Origin of the sequence: Brevibacterium sediminis (assembly GCF_013623905.1) — a bacterium.
In the GTDB taxonomy this organism is placed as follows: domain Bacteria; phylum Actinomycetota; class Actinomycetes; order Actinomycetales; family Brevibacteriaceae; genus Brevibacterium; species Brevibacterium sediminis.
Window position 1 is genome coordinate 1 of sequence record NZ_JABKDD010000012.1, and the last position, 18,896, is coordinate 18,896.

General features: G+C 64.5%; 21 protein-coding genes and 1 tRNA gene. 13 read left to right on the plus strand and 9 right to left on the minus strand.

Annotated elements, in window-relative coordinates:
* The coding region (locus HK108_RS14230; RefSeq protein ID WP_181272001.1) for an integrase core domain-containing protein at positions 1-126 on the plus strand (126 nt) is incomplete at its 5' end.
* Here the strand turns inward: HK108_RS14230 and HK108_RS14235 are convergent.
* Positions 123-647 carry a DUF3515 domain-containing protein gene (locus HK108_RS14235; protein WP_139468830.1) on the minus strand — a complete coding sequence of 175 codons (525 nt, stop codon included), beginning with the start codon at positions 645-647 and terminating at the stop codon, positions 123-125. The two genes, HK108_RS14230 and HK108_RS14235, sit on opposite strands and share 4 nt — an antisense overlap.
* A gap of 32 nt (positions 648-679) precedes the next feature.
* On the opposite strand from HK108_RS14235, the gene thiL reads away from it, so the two are divergent.
* From thiL to rsmD, 4 genes are read left to right on the plus strand one after another with little or no spacing between them, the layout of a single operon-like run.
* Positions 680-1,717 carry a thiamine-phosphate kinase gene (gene thiL, locus HK108_RS14240; RefSeq protein ID WP_181272002.1) on the plus strand — a complete coding sequence of 346 codons (1,038 nt, stop codon included), beginning with the start codon at positions 680-682 and terminating at the stop codon, positions 1,715-1,717.
* A 1-nt stretch (position 1,718) separates the two neighbouring features.
* A complete protein-coding gene (locus HK108_RS14245) occupies positions 1,719-3,350 on the plus strand; it encodes a DAK2 domain-containing protein (RefSeq protein ID WP_181272003.1) in 1,632 nt (543 codons plus the stop codon).
* Entirely contained in the window at positions 3,347-5,494 is a 2,148-nt protein-coding gene (locus tag HK108_RS14250) for an ATP-dependent DNA helicase RecG (protein ID WP_181272004.1), read from the plus strand. Before HK108_RS14245 ends, HK108_RS14250 begins: the two co-directional genes overlap by 4 nt.
* A gap of 10 nt (positions 5,495-5,504) precedes the next feature.
* On the plus strand, positions 5,505-6,107 hold the full coding sequence (gene rsmD, locus HK108_RS14255) for a 16S rRNA (guanine(966)-N(2))-methyltransferase RsmD (protein ID WP_181272005.1): 603 nt from the start codon (positions 5,505-5,507) through the stop codon (positions 6,105-6,107).
* Here rsmD and ehuA read toward each other — a convergent pair.
* Genes ehuA through ehuB form a run of 4 tightly spaced genes read right to left on the minus strand, consistent with a single transcriptional unit; the run spans position 6,104 to position 9,266 of the window.
* Positions 6,104-6,910 (minus strand): ectoine/hydroxyectoine ABC transporter ATP-binding protein EhuA, encoded by an 807-nt coding sequence (gene ehuA, locus HK108_RS14260; protein WP_181272006.1) that lies wholly within the window; start codon positions 6,908-6,910, stop codon positions 6,104-6,106. The genes rsmD and ehuA overlap by 4 nt on opposite strands.
* Complete coding sequence (gene ehuD / locus HK108_RS14265; RefSeq protein ID WP_181272007.1) at positions 6,897-7,553, minus strand: ectoine/hydroxyectoine ABC transporter permease subunit EhuD; 657 nt, start codon at positions 7,551-7,553, stop codon at positions 6,897-6,899. Before ehuD ends, ehuA begins: the two co-directional genes overlap by 14 nt.
* On the minus strand, positions 7,553-8,365 hold the full coding sequence (gene ehuC, locus HK108_RS14270) for an ectoine/hydroxyectoine ABC transporter permease subunit EhuC (protein WP_181272008.1): 813 nt from the start codon (positions 8,363-8,365) through the stop codon (positions 7,553-7,555). The genes ehuD and ehuC overlap by 1 nt, the downstream gene beginning before the upstream one ends.
* A 22-nt stretch (positions 8,366-8,387) precedes the next feature.
* The gene (gene ehuB / locus HK108_RS14275) at positions 8,388-9,266 is read right to left on the minus strand and encodes an ectoine/hydroxyectoine ABC transporter substrate-binding protein EhuB (RefSeq protein WP_181272009.1); all 879 of its coding nucleotides are present in this window, start codon (positions 9,264-9,266) and stop codon (positions 8,388-8,390) included.
* Between the two features lie 116 nt (positions 9,267-9,382).
* Between ehuB and HK108_RS14280 the strand changes: the two genes are divergently transcribed.
* The 8 genes from HK108_RS14280 to HK108_RS14315 all read left to right on the plus strand — a co-directional run bounded on the left by HK108_RS14280 (position 9,383) and on the right by HK108_RS14315 (position 15,167).
* On the plus strand, positions 9,383-10,141 hold the full coding sequence (locus HK108_RS14280; RefSeq protein WP_181272010.1) for a GntR family transcriptional regulator: 759 nt from the start codon (positions 9,383-9,385) through the stop codon (positions 10,139-10,141).
* Positions 10,142-10,212: 71 nt separating this feature from the next.
* Positions 10,213-10,731, plus strand: a complete 519-nt coding sequence (coaD, locus tag HK108_RS14285) for a pantetheine-phosphate adenylyltransferase (protein WP_181272011.1) — start codon at positions 10,213-10,215, stop codon at positions 10,729-10,731.
* Between the two features lie 3 nt (positions 10,732-10,734).
* Entirely contained in the window at positions 10,735-11,925 is a 1,191-nt protein-coding gene (locus HK108_RS14290) for an MFS transporter (RefSeq protein ID WP_181272012.1), read from the plus strand.
* 119 nt (positions 11,926-12,044) lie between these two features.
* Positions 12,045-12,563 (plus strand): YceD family protein, encoded by a 519-nt coding sequence (locus HK108_RS14295; protein ID WP_039210983.1) that lies wholly within the window; start codon positions 12,045-12,047, stop codon positions 12,561-12,563.
* A 2-nt stretch (positions 12,564-12,565) separates the two neighbouring features.
* On the plus strand, positions 12,566-12,769 hold the full coding sequence (gene rpmF, locus HK108_RS14300; protein ID WP_025777330.1) for a 50S ribosomal protein L32: 204 nt from the start codon (positions 12,566-12,568) through the stop codon (positions 12,767-12,769).
* Positions 12,770-12,773: 4 nt separating this feature from the next.
* Complete coding sequence (gene rnc / locus HK108_RS14305; protein ID WP_025777329.1) at positions 12,774-13,478, plus strand: ribonuclease III; 705 nt, start codon at positions 12,774-12,776, stop codon at positions 13,476-13,478.
* A 61-nt stretch (positions 13,479-13,539) separates the two neighbouring features.
* Positions 13,540-14,478 carry a bifunctional DNA-formamidopyrimidine glycosylase/DNA-(apurinic or apyrimidinic site) lyase gene (gene mutM / locus HK108_RS14310; protein ID WP_181272013.1) on the plus strand — a complete coding sequence of 313 codons (939 nt, stop codon included), beginning with the start codon at positions 13,540-13,542 and terminating at the stop codon, positions 14,476-14,478.
* A 293-nt stretch (positions 14,479-14,771) separates the two neighbouring features.
* Positions 14,772-15,167, plus strand: a complete 396-nt coding sequence (locus tag HK108_RS14315; protein WP_181272014.1) for a DoxX family protein — start codon at positions 14,772-14,774, stop codon at positions 15,165-15,167.
* Between the two features lie 21 nt (positions 15,168-15,188).
* Here the strand turns inward: HK108_RS14315 and HK108_RS14320 are convergent, their stop codons facing one another.
* The 4 genes from HK108_RS14320 to HK108_RS14335 all read right to left on the minus strand — a co-directional run bounded on the left by HK108_RS14320 (position 15,189) and on the right by HK108_RS14335 (position 18,829).
* The gene (locus HK108_RS14320; RefSeq protein ID WP_181272015.1) at positions 15,189-16,052 is read right to left on the minus strand and encodes a CorA family divalent cation transporter; all 864 of its coding nucleotides are present in this window, start codon (positions 16,050-16,052) and stop codon (positions 15,189-15,191) included.
* 72 nt (positions 16,053-16,124) lie between these two features.
* A complete protein-coding gene (locus HK108_RS14325) occupies positions 16,125-16,598 on the minus strand; it encodes a hypothetical protein (RefSeq protein WP_181272016.1) in 474 nt (157 codons plus the stop codon).
* Between the two features lie 90 nt (positions 16,599-16,688).
* On the minus strand, positions 16,689-18,473 hold the full coding sequence (locus tag HK108_RS14330; RefSeq protein WP_229664185.1) for a BCCT family transporter: 1,785 nt from the start codon (positions 18,471-18,473) through the stop codon (positions 16,689-16,691).
* 283 nt (positions 18,474-18,756) lie between these two features.
* A tRNA-Asn gene (locus HK108_RS14335) sits at positions 18,757-18,829 on the minus strand.
* Positions 18,830-18,896 lie beyond the last annotated feature (67 nt).

An 18,896-nucleotide genomic window follows, 5' to 3' on the forward strand; every position in this document is an offset into this window, starting at 1 on the left:
GAAGCCGAGCGTGCAGCGGCCTACGAGGCGTGGGTCCATGACTATAATTTCCATCGACCCCATACCGGTATTGGCGGACTCACACCATCAGCTCGTGTTCACAACCTCACGGGGAAGTACATCTAGCCGGCGATGTCCTCGGCTCCGACGCACTCGTTCTCCGGAGGGAACTTCGACAGGGTCGGTGAGATCGCGGCGAGCACGTCATTGCCTGACTCGGCCTTGCGGTTGACGAGCACCTCGACGGCGGGGGTGCGCCCGTAGCTGGTGAACCTCCACGTCGAATCGTCGTCCTCGACCGGCTTCGAGATCCAATCGACTCCGGACACGCTCACGCACTGATCTGTCGTCGGCCCGGGGGGAGTGACTCCGCAGCGCAGCACCGCGACGTTGGGATCTCCCCACGCCTTCGTGCCCTGCGAGGAGGTCGTGCGTGCCTTCTCACCCGAGATCTCATCGGGCAGGGTGAGCAGGATGTCGGCACACTTCGGATTCGCCGCATCCTTGGCCGGTTCGACGATGACGGTGCGCGAACACCCGGTCACCGCCAGACCGGTGAGTACCGTGGCCAATGCGACGAAGGTGAGAGAACGACGACGGTGCGCGGGCCGGGCGTTGCGGCGCGTCGAAGCAGGGCGAGATCTCATAGGACTACCGTATCGCCCGATAACCTGGAGCCATGACCCGACTGTCCGAACTTGGCGAATCACACATCATCTCCCGCGTGCTGGGCCGTAATCCCAGCAGCACGCACGTGATCGTCGGACCCGGAGATGATGCGGCCGTGACCGCACCTGAGGGTCGACTCGTCTCGACCGCGGACATGCTCGTGGAGAACGAGGACTTCACTCGCGAGTGGTTGGACTGGAAGAAGCTCGGAGTCAAGGCAGCGGCCCAGAACCTGGCCGACGTCTGTGCCATGGGAGCGACCCCGCACGGACTGCTCATCTCCGCAGCCGTCCCCGATGACACGGACATCGTCTGCCTCGAAGCCCTGTACTCCGGGCTCTTCGACGAAGCGGAACGAGCAGGGACGGCTTTGGACTGCATGGTGCCGATCATCGGCGGGGATCTGTCGTCCTCGGGTCTCATCGTCATCGCCATCACCGCTCTCGGGACGGTGGGCGAGGAGTCCGCAATTCTGCGCTCCGGAGCCCGGCCCGGGGATTCGCTCTACCTGGCCGGAACGGTCGGTCGATCCGCCGCCGGGCTCGACCTGCTCTTCGCCGGAGCGCGACCTGACACCGTCGGACCGGAACTCCGCTCGCTCATCGACACCCAGCTGGCGCCACAGCCTGACTACGGTGCGCTGCGCACGGTCGGGGCGGCCTCGGCGATGATCGACGTCTCCGACGGGCTCAGCCTCGACCTCGCCCGGGTGGCGGCCGCCTCGGGGGTGGGAATCGACCTTGACTGTTCCCTGCTGAGCGACCTCGTCGACCCGCTGCTGCCCGCAGCCGAATTCGTGCTCGAAACACGGGCGACTGGAGGGTCAGGCGACGGGGTCGGAAAAACGGAGGTGGCCGCGACGGCAGAGGATCTGGCGCTGTCCTGGGTGCTCGACGGGGGAGAGGACCACGGCTTCGCCGCGTCTGCGCCGCCGTCCGCCGTGCCTGGAGTAGGCTGGCGGAGAATCGGTGAGATCCGCACCGGACACGATGTCAGCCTCGACGGCACACCCGTGCCGGCGAGCGGTTTCAGCCATTTCGGGAAGTGACATGAGCAACGCCATCAGCCTCAACGGTCGTCTGGCCGCCCGCTGGGCCCGCCGTGCGGTCGACCGGCTGCGCAAGGAACGCACCGAGATCGACGAGCTCAACGTCTTCCCCGTCCCCGACGGCGACACGGGCACGAACATGTACCACACTCTGCGCGCCGCCTACCTCGCCGTCGAAGAGCTCACCGGCCCCGTCACCCTCCCGCAGGTCGTCGCCGCACTCGCCGCCGGAGCCGGACGTGGTGCGCGCGGCAATTCCGGGCTCATCCTCGCCGTCGCCCTGCAGGGCGTCGCCGATGCCCTGGCCGGAGTCACCGTGGCCACCGCCGACGCCATGGCCACCGCCCTGGAGACCGCGTCCGACCGGGCTCGGTCCGCCGTCGCCCGACCCGTCGACGGCACCATGCTCACCGTCCTCGACGCCATGGCCACCGAGGCCCGCGAACGTGCCGACGACGGAGCCTCCCTGATCGATGTCATCGCGGCAGTGCGGGAACGCTCCCGGTCGGCGCTGCGGGAGACCACCGGACAGCTCACCGTGCTGCGCGAAGCCGAGGTCGTCGACGCCGGATCGACGGGCATCGTCGAACTCTTCGACCTCCTCTACGCCACCGTCACCGGCCGCACCCCACAGGATTCGATGCTCGCCGAGGTGGCCCGCGCCCCGAAGATCATCCACGAAGCCACCGCCGACGAACTCGAGATCGTCGCCATCCTCGCCGACACCCCCGCGGACTCGCTCGCCGAGGATCTCGACCGCCTCGGCGGGACCTCGATCGTCATCAACGCGGCCAAGGTCCACGTCCACGTCGCCGACGAAACGACCGCCGCGACCGTCATCGACCGCCTCGGCCAATACGGGATCGCCCGGCTCGACATGGAAGACCTGCGGATGCACGAGGAGGAGGGCGAGACGAAGCTCATCGCCCTGGTCAAGGGCACGGGACTGCTCATGCACACCGCGCTCAACGGGGCCACGGCGCTGACTCCGGAGGTGGGGGACCTGTTCGAGACGATGTCCGAACTCATCGCCGCCGAGGACCGGGAGGTCATCGTCATCCCCAGCTCCACCTCGGCGCTGAAGTCCCTGGCAGGGCTGGGTGCGCACGTTGTGCGCTCCCGCAACGTCGGCACCCTGCTCTCGGCCCTGGCCGTCTACGATCCGTTCGCTCCGGCGGGGGAGATCTTCGCCGATATGACCGAAGCGGCCGCGGGCACGAGGGTGGGCACGATCTACTCGGCCGATCAGCTCGCCACCGACCCTCCGACGGGGATGCTGCCGGTGATCCGCGAGGACGAAGGATCGACTTCGGATGGCGTTCCGGGCGCTGCCAACGCTCTCGGTCCGGGTGGGGGCACGGCAGTGGCGGCTCATCCGGCACAGTTCTACCGGGTCTTCATCGAAGGCCGCGCGAAGACCCAGAGCACGGAGCTGCGGACCTTGGTGGAGAAGCTCGCTGATCGGCTGCTCGGGGCCGGGGGAGAGCTGCTCACCGTCGTCCACGGACCCGACTGCGCACCGGAGGTGCTCGACCACCTGCGTGACTGGATCCAGAAGTCACACGAGACCGTCCACTTCCAGGACATCGATGCCAGAGACTCCGGAGTGCTCGTGATCATGGGGGTCGAATGACGACCCGGCTCGAAGACAACTTCCGGCCGGGCGATCGGAAGAACCTGGCAAAACGTGGGGTGCATTCGGTCACCGACCTGCTCCGCTTCTTCCCGCGGCGCTACCTCGTCCCCGGGGAGCGCACGGAACTCGGGGATCTGCCCCTGGGGGAAACCGCGATCATCCAGGCCGAAGTCATCCGGGTGGAGACGCGACGGATGAAACAGCGGAAAGGAACCATCACCGAAGTCATCGTCCATGACGGGAAGCAGTCGATGAAGATCGCGTTCTTCAACCAGTACTGGTTGGAGAAGTCGCTGAAGCCGGGACTGACCGTCGTCTTCGGCGGCAAGGTGGAGTCGTTCCGGGGGCAGCTGACGCTAGCGTCTCCGGTGTGGCTCAACCGCACCGAGGATGACCATGAGTGGACTCCCGAGGACCTCAACTCGCCGTTCCCCATCTACCCGGCTGTGAAGAAGATCGCACAGTCCCGGCTGTGGAGTTCGATCAAGACCCTGCTCACCGTCGCTGGGCCCGAGGAGTTCGAGGATCCGCTGCCGAAGGGGCTGCGGGACGCTCATGAGCTGCCGGACCTGCGCACAGCTCTCGAAGACATGCATCGACCGCGGAAGATCGAGGACGTCGAACGGGCCCGGCTGAGGTGGAAATGGGAAGAGGCGCTCGCCCTGCAGGCCGAATTCGCCGCCCGCAAAGCGAAACTGGCCGACGAGAAGGCGACGCCGCTGCTCACGCAGGGGACGAAGAGCCGCCGGTTCGACGAAGACCTGCCCTTCACCCTCACCGCCTCTCAGATCAGGGTCGGCGAGGAGATCGCTGAGGACATGGCTGCGGACCGGCCGATGCACCGGCTCCTGCACGGTGACGTCGGTTCCGGTAAGACCCTCGTGGCACTGCGGGCCATGCTCACTGCGGTCGACTCCGGTGCCCAGGCCGCCATGCTCGCCCCCACCGAGGTGCTCGCCACTCAGCATTTCCATTCGATCCAGACATTCCTCGACGAGCAGATGGCGCTGTCGCCGCTGCTGGCTGACGACGACCAGGTGACGGTGGCGCTGATGACCGGGTCGATGCCGGCGAAGGACCGTCGCGAACTCGCCCTCGACCTCGTCGCCGGGAACATCGACATCGTCGTCGGCACGCATGCGCTGCTGTCGGAGTCGACGTTGTTCTCAGATCTCGGTCTCATCGTCGTCGACGAACAGCACCGCTTCGGTGTCGAACAGCGGGAAGCGCTGCGTGCGAAGGGCGGGGAAACCACCCCGCATACTCTCGTGATGTCGGCGACGCCGATCCCGCGCACCGTGGCGATGACGGTCTTCGCCGACCTCGATATCTCGACGCTCGACGAGATGCCGGCGGGGCCGAAGGACATCGCCACCCATGTGGTGCCGATCGTCGACCAACCTGCCTGGTACGTCCGGGTTCGGGAGCTCATGCGGCAGACCGTCGAGGCTGAGAAGGGGGTCTTCGTCGTCTTCCCGCGAATCGAACCGACGGATATCGAAGATCCGGAGTCCGGGGACGTAGTCGGACAGAAGCAGGGCATCGAAGACATCACACGGAAGCTGTCTGAGACCCCGGAACTGGCTGGTCTGAAGTTCGGTCTGCTGCATGGGCGGATGTCGACGGCGGAGAAGGACCGGGTGCTCGCGGACTTCGTCAAAGGCGACATCGAGATCCTCGTCTCGACGACGGTCATCGAGGTCGGCGTCGACGTAGCGAGGGCGACGATGATGGTCATCATCGAAGCCGAGAACTTCGGTGTCGCACAGCTGCACCAGCTGCGTGGACGCGTCGGACGTGACGGCAGCTCGGCCCTGTGCTTCCTGCTCACCGAGATGAGTGCTGAGGATGAGAGCTATGGACGGCTGCAGGCCGTGGCCGAGACGCTCGACGGCTTCGCTCTGGCCGAATACGATCTCGATGCCCGAGGCGAAGGCGATGTGCTCAGCGGCTCCCAATGGGGTGGGTCGTCGCTGCGGCATCTGTCGATCCTCCGCGACTCCGAGATGGTCGCCGAAGCGAAGACGATCGCTGAGCAGATCGTCGCGGTCGACCCGACACTGGAAGCGGTGCCCGCGCTCAAGGCCTTCATCAGGCGCGTCCTGCCCGAGGACGACGCCCACTTCATCGAGGCAGGCTGAGGGAGCAGATATGAGAATCATCGCCGGCGCACATAAGGGCGCCAGACTGTCCTCACCGTCGGGGGCGAACACCCGACCGACGTCCGACCGCGTCAAGGAGTCCCTGTTCTCCATGCTCGACGGCTACGGGGTGCTGCCTGCAGCGAACGTCCTCGACCTCTTCGCCGGTTCCGGTGGACTCGGATTCGAGGCGATGTCGCGGGGCGCAGCACAAGTCGACTTCGTCGATTCATCCCTGGCTGCGACTCGCGCTCTGGAATCCAATACGGACAAGCTCGGTCTCGACCATTCGGCCGAGGTCCACACCGGGGACGTGCTCCACTTTCTCGCCGGACTGCCCAGACCGGAGAATCCGGAGTCACGTGTCTTCGACCTCGTGTTCATGGATCCGCCGTACCCGTTGGGGGAGGACGCTGTCACACAGATCCTCAGACGGCTGAGCACACACCTGGACATGGAGTCCATCGTCGTCGTCGAACGTGCCGCGCGTTCGCCGGAGCCGACGATGCCCGACGGGCTGGAGGTCTTCCGTTCGAAGACCTTCGGCGAGACCGCGATCCACTTCGTCCAGTTGGTCGGGGAGCCGGACGAAGTGAGCGCCGCAGAGGATTAGAGCACGCTGGAGAGGAATTTGCGCGTGCGCTCGTGCTGCGGATTGTTGAAGATCTGATCCGGCGGACCCTCTTCGAGCACCTGACCGCCGTCGAACATCATCACGCGGTGAGAGACGTCGCGGGCGAACTGCATCTCGTGTGTGACCAGCAGCATCGTGATGTCCGTGGTCTCGGCGATATCGCGCAGAACCCCGAGCACGTCCCCGACGAGCTCGGGGTCAAGCGCCGAGGTGACCTCGTCGAGGAGGAGGATCTCCGGGTTCATCGCCAGTGCTCGGGCGATCGCCACACGCTGCTGCTGACCGCCGGAGAGACGAGTCGGGTGAGCGTCGGCCTTGTCGGCCAGTCCCACCCGTTCGAGCAGCTCCTTGGCTTCCTTGGTGGCTTCGACCTTGGACTTGCCGAGCACATGGACGGGGGCTTCGATGATGTTCTCGAGCACGGTCATGTTCGGGAACAGGTTGAACTGCTGGAAGACCATGCCGATGCGCGTGGTCATCTCACGCGTGCGCTTCTTCGGCAGTTCCACGCGTTTGCCGCCGCGGTCCTCGTGCGTCAGCGGCTGACCGTCGACGAAGATATATCCGCCGGTGAGCTCCTCGAGCGTCATCACCAGGCGCAGGATCGTCGTCTTGCCCGAACCGCTGGGCCCGATGAGGGTGACGCGTTCGCCGGGAGCCACCGTGAAGTTGAGGTCCTTGAGCACGGTGGTCGGCCCGAAGCTCTTCTCCACATCCTTGAACTCGATCGCCGGGTGTGACGATGCGGAGGCAGTCGTTGGGGTGTTCTCAGTAGGTGGCAAGGCGTCGATCCAATCTCTGAATGAGCAGTGAGGTCGGGTAGCTGGCCGCGAGGAAGATGATTCCGGCCAGGGTGAAGGCTTCCGTGTAGGCGAAGGTCGAACCGCCGAATTCCTTCGCAGCAGTGACGAGCTCGACGACGGAGATCGCGAACAGGAACGGAGTGTCCTTGAACATCGCGACAGCGTAGTTGCCCAGCGACGGGATGGTTGCCCGCAGCGCCTGCGGCAGCACGATCGCAGTGAACGTGCGCACCGGCGGCAGCGACAGCGCAGTGGCAGCCTCGAACTGTCCCGGCGGCACGGCATCGATTCCGGAGCGGTAGCTTTCGGACATGTACGTCGAATAGTGGATGCCGATGACGATGAAGCCGATCACCAGAGCTGGCACATCGACGAGTCCCGGAATATCCGAGAACGCGTAGTAGACGAACAGCAGCTGGACGACCAGCGGGGTGTTGCGGATGAACGCGACGATGAGCCGGACGAGCCAGTTGATCCACCGTGGGAGGCCGCGGATGGCGACGGCGAGGATGAGCCCGAGAATGGCAGCAATGACGGTGCCCACGACCGTGGCGATGAGTGTATTGACGAAACCGCGCAGCAGGATCGGCAGTGCCTCGGCGGCGAATTCCCAATTCCACATCAGAGGTCACCTCCCTGCCCGGGGAACGGCCCTTTGGTGTGGTTGGTGCCTTCACCGGCGGCAACGTGTGACTTGAGACGGTCCTTGCGCACGGCGTCGGCACGGGCAGCACGCCTGGCCTCACGGCGATCGGTGCGAGAGTTCGGGCGACGGCGGCCGAGAGCTTTCGTCGCTCTGCGTTCGAGGAAGTTCATGAACTCCTGGAGCAGCCATGCAAGTGCGAAGTAGATGAGGAGGCTGATCGAATAGGCGAACATCGTGTCACCGGTCGACTGACGCAGCTGTTCGGTTTTGTCTGTGAGGTCGGAGAGCGTGATGAAGGAGACGACCGCCGTGCCTTTGAGCAGCTGGATGAGCAGCGTCGCCAGGGAAGGGATCATCAATGCCCAGGCCTGCGGGAAGATCACGCGGACCATCCGACGGGTGGGGGAGAGGCTGAGTGCGATCGCTGCTTCCCACTGACCGGGTGCCACGGTCTTTATCGAGGACCGGACCACCTCGGCGGAATAGGCTCCGTAGTTGAGCGCCAGAGCGGCGACACCGCAGGCCATGGGGTCGAAATCGACGCCGAGGAGCGGGAGCACGTAGAACAGCCAGAACAGCTGCACGAGCAGAGAGGTGCCGCGGAAGAATTCGACGACGATGCGAGCCGGAATGCGCAGCCAGGCGGTCGGCGAGGTCATCGTCAGTCCGAGGATGAGTGCGATGATGACGGCGCCGATGCTGCCGGCGACCGTGAGGATGATGGTTGTCTGAACTCCCTCCCACAGCTGTGGGAGGAAGTTCAGCAACGTTGTGACATTGTCATTCATGGTGCGTGACTACAGCGCCGACTCAGGAGTCAGCGGTGGGAAGTTCGCCCTTGCACAGCTGATCGGTCGTGATCGAACCGTCGGGGCGCTCTTCCTTCGTGAAGCCGTAGTCGCCGACGACGTCGAGGTAGGACTTCTCGTCGGAGACGATCTTCTCGAGGCCTTTGTTCCACTCGTCGCGCAGTTCCTTGTCATCGGTGCGGAAGACCGTGGCACCGGCTCCCACCTGTGGGACTCCGTCGATCTCCTGGACGAAGGAGTCGCTGACCTCGACACCGGAATCCTCGGTGTTCTTCTCCATCCAGTTGAGGGAGATGGCGGTGAGTGCGAACACGTCGGCGCGGCCGGTGGTCACGGCGTCCATGCCGTCCTGCGGGGTGCCGACCTGCTGGGTCTTGATGCCGAGGTCCTTGGCATAGTCGGACTCGATGGCGCCGGTCATAGTGGCGAGCTTGACGCCCTTCTTCTTGACGTCGTCCATGTTCTTCATTCCATCCAACTTGCCCTCCTTGGTCATCAGAGCAGTGGTGTACATGAACTCGGGATCGCCGAAGGACGCCTGCTCGCAGCGGTCGGGCAGAATCGACATGCCGGCCGAGATCGCATCGAAGCGATCGGCGTTGAGGCCGGGGATGAGCGAGCCGAATTCGGTGTTGACGCCTTCGACGTCGTCGACGCCGAGCTCCTTGAACACGGCCTTGGCCAGTGCCACCGATGCTCCCTGGAGTTCACCGCCCTCTTCGAAGCTGTACGGGGCTTCACCGGCGAAGCCGACCGTGATCTTTCCGTCGTCCACGGCCTTCTGCAGGGTGGATTTGTCGGAGTCGCTTCCGCCGCAGGCACCGAGGGTCAGCGTCAGCGCGAGGATCGATGTCGCGGCGGCCAGTCCTTTGAGTTTCATGTGCTGTTCCTTCCTTGAACGTCGACACATCATCGTGACGTGCGTCTCTGAAACAGTATTCAATACTCATGTTGTCCGAATGTCACACTGTCTGACAACGTTATATGATCGTGACCGTGACGAATCCTCCTACTTCCGAGCTGCCGGTGCTGCGCAAAGTGGTCCGATCATCGACGATCGACCTCATTGCGGACCAGCTGCGCAATGCCATCTACTCCGGTTCGCTCGAGCCAGGGCAGTCGATCAACGAGGTGCGCACGGCTGAGCTGCTCGAGGTGTCGCGGCCGTCTCTGCGGGAGGCCCTGCAGCGCCTCATCAGCGAAGGCGTGATGACGCATGCTCCCGGACGAGGTGTGCATGTGAGACGCATGCGCACGGCCGATATCGACGACGTCTATGCCGTGCGCGAGGCGGTCGAATCGCAGGCGGTCAGGCTCGTCATCAGGCAGGGTAGGTCCACGTCACGGATCGGCACGGCGCTGCGAGAGCTCGAGCACGCCATCGAGGACAACGTCGCGCGCACGATCGGCGACGCCGACCTCAACTTCCACCATTCGATCGTCGCGTGCTCCGGATCGGCGCGGCTGACCGACCTCATGAAGGTCTCGATGGTCCACACCCGGTTGCTGTCGCTGTCCGACAAGCGCGGCTATGAGGTCCGATGCGATGTCCTGGACAGTCACAGGAACCTCGCCGAGGCGGTCGCCGCCGGTGACGAACCCCGCTCCCTTGCCATCGTCGCCCGGATCATGGCCGAGGCGGCCTCCCGCCTGCACGGACCGGTTGATGATTTCGACGGGCAGGTGGTCAAAGGCACCGACGCTGAGACTTCCGCCGACGACCAGTGGCTGCGACTGCGGGAACAGACGCACTGACGGTCGCGACCTCACGTGTCCGTCACACGGATCTGCCCGCCTCTGATCGGGGCAGACGATACGATGAGGGCATGAAGGTCGTCTGCCCCGGTTCCTATGACCCGATCACCATGGGTCATCTCGATATCATCGCCCGCAGCTCTCGGATGTTCGAAGAGGTCGTCGTGGCAGTGGTCCACAATCCTTCGAAATCCGGTCGCTTCGACCCGGAGATCCGTGCCGACCTCATCCGCAGGTCCCTGGCCGAAGATGAACGCACCCGGGAAGCGCAGAACATCACGATCGACCTCGTCTCCGGGGGCCTCCTCGTCGACTACTGCACGAGAATCGGCGCCCCCGCCGTCGTCAAGGGCCTGCGGTCGGGCACCGACTTCGCCTACGAACTGCCGATGGCGCTGATGAACAAGCACCTGTCCGAGCTCGAGACGATCTTCGTCCCCGGTGACCCGAAGTTCGAACACGTCTCCTCCTCACTCATCAAGGAAGTCCACGGAGGCGGCGGGAACATCGAAGGCCTCGTCCCCACCTCGGTGCTGGAGGCATTGGGCGGCCGCGGACCCGCGGCCGCGAACGACGACAGCGTCGTCTGAGGGATGAGCGCAGCCGCCGATCCTGCCAATAGGGCCTGGTTCCCGGGCCTTGTCATCCACACCGTCATCGCGCACGCGACGTACAACGGCGTCCGCGTCCTCATCTCCTACCGCACTCTGGAGCTCGGCGGATCAGGAGTCGTCCTCGGTCTCATGACCGCGGTGTACTCACTCGTCCCGCTGCTCACCGCGCTCTTCGTCGGCCGCCTCGTCGACCGCGGGTACGCCACGGCGGTGCTGTGGGTCGGCACCGCTCTGTCGATCCTGCCCGTCGCGCTCGCGGCCACCGCACCCAACCTCGGCGTGCTCCTCATCGCCACGATGAGCCTGGGCTTCGGCCAGCTGCTCACCACGGTCGCCTCCCAGGCGCTCATCCCGCAGAGCTTCCCCGCTTCGAAGCTCACCGCGAAGTTCGGCCACCTCACCCTCGGGGTCTCGATCGGACAGACCATCGGCCTGCCCCTGGCCGGCATGGTCGCCGACGCCACCTCGGGTGATACCGCGATCACGAACGCGCTGTGGTTCATGACCGCACTGTCCGCGCTCACCCTCATCGCCGCCGTCATCGTCATGCTCCGCGGCCGGACCCCTCACGTCTCCCGCGCCGAGGCGGCCGAAGGCGCCATCGCCCCGTTGGCTCTGCTGTCGGTGCGGGGGATGAAGCCCGCGATCTTCGCCTCCATGGCCACGCTCGCCGCCGTGGATCTGATGACCGCCTACCTGCCGCTCATCGGTCAGCAGAACGGACTGACGGTGACGACGGTGACGTGGCTGCTCGCGGCACGGACCTTCGCCTCGGTGATCTCCCGGCTCTTCATCGGTTTCCTCACGCGGAAATGGCGGAATCTCTCGCTGCTGTGGACCGCCTCGGCGGCGGCTGGGCTCTGTGTGGTCCTCATCCCCGTGCTCAGCCAACCGTGGACGCTGGCGATCCTGCTCACGATCGCAGGCTTCTGCTTCGGTCTCACCCAACCGCTGACGATGACCTGGGTGTCGACGCTTTCGGATCCGGCGAACCGGGCTGCGGTGCTGTCGATCCGCTTGGCGGGCAACCGACTCAGCCAGGTCGCGATCCCATCGGCCGCCTCGGCGCTCACGGTCATCGCCGGTTCCGGGATCGTGTTCACGATCTCCGGCGCACTGCTCCTCCTGGCCGGCGGCGTCACCTGGCGCAACCAACATGAGAAATGGTGAGCAGGAACACCTGCGCGGCGGGACGGACCCGATTGGTAATGGCCGCTGACAATGATTAGAATGGTGAGTCGCGTGTGAACGCAGGAGCGACATCCTCAAACGCACCAGGAGGACAGGGCATGAAGAACAGATCTGAATTCGTCTATGATCTCAGATCCATGGGATTGCTCGGTCATCCGGGTGAGTGGGAACGGGTGAACACCACCTTGTCGGCTCCAGCGGATCTCAAGATCGAAGTGATCGGGGTTGCGGAAGGTTCACCACTGACGCTCGAGCTGATGTTCGAGAGTGTGTCGGAGGGGATCTACGTGTCGGGCACAGTCTCGGCGACGGCCCGCGGCGAAGACGCGAGGACGCTCGAACCCATCGAGCTGCCTATAGATGTGGACATCCAGGAGATGTACGTCTATGAGCAGGCCGAAGGGGACGAGGACTCCTACGTCATCGACCGGGATCAGCTCGACCTCGAGCCCGCGATCAGAGACGCCGTCGTGATGGCTCTGCCGTTCAATCCCTCACGGGATGAGAGCGAGGAGTTCAGCTACACCCTGGGGGAGGACCTCGAGGTGGACGAGGACGAATCCGAATCGCCGTTCGCATCATTGAAGAATCTGTTGGAAGAGAAGAAAGAGAGCTAGACGTGGCTGTTCCGAAGCGTAAATTGTCGCGCAGCAACACCCGCCACCGTCGTTCGCAGTGGAAGGCCAAGGCTCCGAACCTGGTCAAGACTGTGGAGAACGGTCGCGTTGTGTACTCGCGCCCCCACCAGGCCAAGGTCGTCGAAGACGCAGCCGGCACCCCGCTGTACCTCGAGTACAAGGGCCGCAAGGTCGCTGACGTCTGAGACTGTGGACACTGACACCACAGCAGCACTGAAGAAGAGTCTCGGGATCGATATTGATCCCGAGACTTTTCGTCTCGCGCTCACGCACCGCTCCTTCGCCTTCGAGGCCGGTGGCATCCCCACCAACGAGCGCCTCGAGTTCCTCGGCGACTCCGTTCTGGGCCTCGTCGCCACCGAGTCGCTGTTCTACGACAACCCGGATCTGCCCGAAGGCCAGCTGGCCAAGATGCGCTCGGCCGTCGTCAACACGCGTGCCCTCGCGTCGATCGCCCGCCGACACGGCATCGGCGAGCACATTCTGCTGGGCAAGGGTGAGGAGCTGACCGGAGGCCGGAACAAAGACTCGATCCTCGCCGACACGGTCGAGGCCCTCATCGGCGCGACCTTCGTCTCCCGCGGACGCGAAGAGGCCTTCGCCTTCGTCCACCGCCTCATCGACGGAATGCTCGACGACGCGGTCAACCTCGGTGCCGGGATGGACTTCAAGACCACCCTGCAGGAGGCGGCTGCCGACCTCGACCTCGGCGCAGTGAGCTACGAGATCACCTCGGCGGGTCCCGACCACGCGATGGTCTTCACCGCCACCGCGATGCTCGGGGCGAACAACTGGGGCGCCGGCGACGGATCCTCGAAGAAGGCCGCCGAAGCCGCGGCCGCCGAGGTGGCCGTCAAAGCCATCCGCACCATCTACCCGGACTACCGGCGCTGAGCCTCACCGTGGTCTCTTTGTGCGCTCACGGGCGCATGCCTGATCGAATCGAGGGTCACTGATGCCTGAGCTTCCCGAGGTCGAAAGCGTCCGTCGCGGCGTCGACGAATGGACGGCCGGGACCACGATCACCGGCGCCGAGGTGGCCGACCCCCGAATCTTGGGCACGACGTCCCAGCGGCGCATCGATCCGTCCGCGGTCTCCGGGTTCGTTTCGGCCGTAACCGGGGCGCACATCCTGAGGGCCGAACGGCGCGGGAAGTTCATGTGGCTGAGCCTGGGAGAGGGGACTGATTTCTCCACTGCAGACTCGGTCGCTTCATCTGTGCCGAGGCCCGAACTCGGCATCCTCGTGCATCTGGGCATGAGCGGACAGCTGCGCATCCACTCGCCCGGCGAGGAGATCCACCGCCACACACGGGCGACTCTGCACCTCTCGGACGATGGAGGACAGCCACGAGAACTGCGCTTCGTCGACCAACGGATCTTCGGCCATATCGGCGTCCAACCTCTCGTCCACGGGTACGGACGGCTCGTCCCCGCCTCGGCGATTCACATCGCCCCGGATCCGCTCGAGCCCGCATTCGATCCGGAACGGGTCGTTTCGGACCTTGCGAGGAAGCGCACGGCGGTCAAGGCAGCGTTGCTCGACCAGACGTTGGTCAGCGGAATCGGGAACATCTATGCAGATGAGGCCCTGTTTCGGGCGGGAGTCCACCCTTTGGCGACACCCGCGCGGACACGGAAGAGCCGCCTCGTCGCGGTCCTCGAATCCGCGACGAAGGTGATGAGCGATGCCCTGGCCGTGGGCGGGACGAGCTTCGACGCTCTCTACGTCAACGTCAACGGTGAATCCGGATACTTCGATCGCGCCCTGCTCGTCTACGGGCGTGGGGGACAGGAATGTGTGCGCTGCGGGACCGAGATCGTCAAGATCACCGTCGGCGGACGCGGAACCCACTACTGTCCCGTGTGCCAGAAGCCCCCGCGGTATAGGTAGGCGGTGACGACGCTGGGGTGATCCGGCCTCCGTGTCTCCGGCACGGTGCACTCCAGCTGCCGAGAGCATCCCGCACCGTTGCTCGCAGTCCCTCGCCTTCGCCGCAAGTCCTACAGTCAACGGTCCATCGGTCACCGGCTGCGGCATTATGCACCGCTGCAGCGCGGTGAAATGCAACTCAGGGTGAGGGATGCCGGGCAGGAGAGGCTGTCGAGGCCTCTGGCTTCAACGCAGTGAAGCGTAGACTCGGGCGAGAGGTCGCCACCTCGGCGCTCAGGCGGAGAGGAATGCTCATGTTCACGGTTCCAACGATCGCTGCAGGGATCGTACTCCTGCTCGTCAGGGCTGTTCTGACGGTGGCTTTCGTCCGCGAGTTCATGGTCAAGGCCAAGGATATTCCGCGGTTCGCCAAAGCGGATGGGCTCAACGTCCCGACCGCATGGTTCGTCGCCATCGCGGAGCTCGCCGCCGCAGTCTCATTCGCCACCGGCGTCCTCGCTCAATGGGCCGGTCTCGGCGTCGTCGTGCTCATGCTCATCACGACGAGCCTGCACGTCTTCAAATGGCACTCGAAGTACTGGGCCTCGGCGGGCGGTCCCGAATACGACCTGCTCCTGCTGGTGCTGGCCGCGGTCATCACTGCGTTCGGTGCCGGCCCGATCGCCATTCCGGCGCTGTTCGGGATGTGACGTCGATGAGCGCGGGCCGACTCACGACGAACGGGTCAAGCGGCGGATGAAGACGAGGGTCGCCACCGTGAGCAGGCCGGGGATGACGAGGCCGAAGACGATGAACGCCGGCAGGCTGCCCAGACGATCGAGCATCCACTGGAAGTTCATGCCGAAGAACCCCGTCGCCAGGGTCAGCGGCAGGAAGATCGTCGCCACGAGTGTCAGCCGTTCGGACACGACGGAGTCCTGTTCGTTGAGGATGTCGCCGAGCATCGCATACAGTCGCGTGGTCATCGACTGATTCGCCCCGAACGCCGCTGAAGCACGGGCGAGCAGCCGCTGATGGTCCTCGCCGAGGCTCTGCGCGAGTTCTTCCTCGTTCGACAGCAGCCTCTGTTGGGCCGCCTGGGTCTCACCGATTCGGAAGAGCTCGGCTCGCAGTCTCCCCATCGTCCGCCGCCGCGGTGAAGACGCGTAGCCCACGGACTGTGCTTCGAGCTCTTGGCACCGATCATCGATCTCGTCGAGTGCCTCTTCGCAGCGGCGCGCCACGATGAGGATGAGCTCGACGAGCACGGTCCACGTATCGCCGGCATCGGCAGGAATCTTTCCCGCGATGGAGTCCAGGGCCTTCTTCTCACCGATGACGAGCAGGCCGCGCTCACGGGCGTGGAGCTGCAGCGCATGGTGGGCACGATCCTCGTCGAGGACCTGCAGCACGAGGCTGATCTGGTCGTCGACGACCGCAGCCATCGGCCGCCTCGGCCCAGGATGATGTGTGCCGTGCAGCTTCAGGTCGAGGACTTTCGACGCCTCGTCCGTCAGCTCTCGGTCTTCGGGTGTGGCGAGAACGCAGCGTCTGTCGGCAGTGTGCTCACGCAGCGCCTCGATGCTGTCGATCACGATCATCCGTCTCGCCCTCCGTCTCTCGTCGTCAGCAGTGCCGCATGCGAACACAGTATCAAGACGTCAGTGTCAGAATGCCCTCGCAAGATACGCTTTGTGGCCGTCGATGAGCGCGCGTTGCGCCTCGGTGTGGTCAGGTGGGGAGAGAATGTTCGCGGGGTTCGTCGGAGATAGCCACAGTGAGTCGATTTCGACGATCCGACCGTCTCGCAGGCGCGCTGCCGCAGCCAGCCGATAGCGTGAACCGGGAACCGGTAGGAGAATGCGGTCGAGATCCCGCCAGGCGATCCGATGAGGTCTGCCGGTGAATCCGCACCAGATGAACTCCTCAGGGGTGATCTCCAACCGGGCGCGTGAACCCATGTGGAAATTCACCCACGCGCCGATGAGCGCGATGACCGGTGTGAAGAGGAAGATGAGAAGTGCCGGTTCGGCGAAGATCGCCAGGAGGATCACCGTGATGAACGCGAGAATCGCCATCACGACGAGCATCCAGCCGATGAATGTCGAGATGTTCCCCTCGCGTCTGATGACTCTGTTCATCTCTCGACGTCCTTTCCCTCAGAACTACCTGACGGCGGCCCAGCTACCTCGCGCGAGGTTGCTGGGCCGCCGTCAGGTAGTAATTGGGGGTTAGTTCTTTTCGGAGGTGTCCTTGTCCTCGTCCGGCTCGTCCTCGATCTGGAGTTCCGAGGTTTCGAGGCCGAAGATCTCGCCGTCGTACTCGTCGACCGCGGTGGCCACCGAGGTCTCGAGCACGTGTGCGGCCAGCTGCTCCTGGATGATGAGCGGATCCTTCGACAGGTCCTTCCACACAGCCACGCACAGCAGCAGCATGACGATGACGAACGGCAGGGCGGAGACGATCGTGATGTTCTTCAGTCCGTCGAGCGCCTCGGCGGGATCGGAACCTCCCGCCAACAGCATCACCGCAGCCACGGCACCGGTCGCGGTGCCCCAGAAGATCACGAGGCCCTTGCCGGGCTCCTGCATGCCGTTGGCCGACAGCGTGCCCATGACGATCGATGCGGAGTCCGCACCGGTGACGAAGAAGATCGCGATGAGGATGACCGTGACGATCATGAGGATGATCGCGATGAGGTTCGGCAACGGCAGAGCGCCGAGGAGGTCGAACAGAACCGTGTCCATGTTGATGTCCGGTTCTCCGTCGACGATGCTCGCCAATGCCTTGACCGTGCCCTCGCCGCGTTCAGCGCGTTCCTGGATGCCGATGGCACCGCCGCCGAAGATCGCGAACCAGATGGTCGAGACGACGGAGGGGACGATGAGCACGCCGGTGACGAACTGACGGACGGTGCGACCGCGCGAGATGCGCGCGATGAACAGGCCGACGAAGGGCGACCATGACACCCACCATGCCCAGTAGAAGACCGTCCACGACGACAGCCACTCATTGACACCCTGCCCATCGGCAGCGGTCCGTGAAGCCAGCTGCGGCAGATCCTGGATGAACGCACCCACCGAGGAGGGGATGACGTTGAGGATGAACAGCGTCGGACCGCCGATGAAGACGATGAGGGCGACGATGACGGCGAGCACCATGTTGATGTTCGACAGCCACTGGATGCCCTTCTCCACGCCCGACACCGCCGAGGCGACGAATGCGGCCGTGAGGATCGCGATGATGATGACGAGCACCGGTGAAGTGACCTCGGACATGATGCCTGCGGACTCGATGCCGCCGCCGATCTGGATGGCACCCAGACCCAGCGAGCAGGCCGAACCGAACAGAGTCGCGAGGATCGCGAGGATGTTGATGACCTTGCCGCCGATTCCATTGACGGCGCGTTCGCCGAACAGCGGGGTGAACATCGACGAGAACAGCTGCGAGCGTCCCAGACGGAACGAACCGTAAGCCACGCCGAGACCGACGATGGCGTACATCGCCCACGGGTAGAGCGTCCAGTGGAACAGTGTCGTTCCCATGGACGTGCCCATCGCCTCGGCAGTGGAGCCGTCGACGGTGTTCGGGGGAGGCGACATGTAGAAGAAGAGAGGCTCGCCGACCGCGGAGAACACGAGTCCGATGCCCATGCCCGTGGCGAACATCATCGCGATCCACGAGGAGGTCTTGAACTCCGGCTTCTCATCGTCCTTGCCCAGCGGGATCCGTCCGAATCGGCTGACGGCGACGACGATGACGAAGATCGTGAAGATCGTCGCGGCGATGACGAAGAGCCAGCCGAAGTTGTCCATCACTCCGGTCAGCAGCGTGCCAGCAACATTGCCGAGGCTGTCGGGAGAGACGAAGCCCCAGACGACGAATGCGACGGCGAGGATGCCGGCCGCGAAGAAGACCACCTTGTCCAGACCCTCACGTTTGAAGGGCCGGAGCGCGGTCGTCGGATGCTTCAGGTGCTCGATGAGCTCCTGAGTCTTTGTATGTTCACTGCTCATAGTGATCGGGCCGATCGGGGGCGGGTCCTCGGTGACACGAATGAGAACGGGCTGCCGCCTCGGCGTTCCTTCCTTGAATGGACTGCATCGGACAGGTGGCCGAAGGGATCCGAGCCGAGTGCACCCGAACACCTCTCACACATGATCATGACAGACCATGGGCGATGATGGTCGGAATTCCCTCATCTCGGACCACCATCGGTCGCCTTTCGCTGTGCTTCACCGTCACACAGGTGCGGTGAATAGTGAGGGGCCCTGCCGCGCACGACAGGGCCCCTTCCAGCTCCCCCGGCTGGGCTCGAACCAGCGACCCTTCGATTAACAGTCGAATGCTCTGCCAACTGAGCTACGGAGGAAAACGGCGCAGTCGTCTACGCACGAGGAGAAACTCTACCAAAAGATTCGGGATCTCGCCGCCGCCTG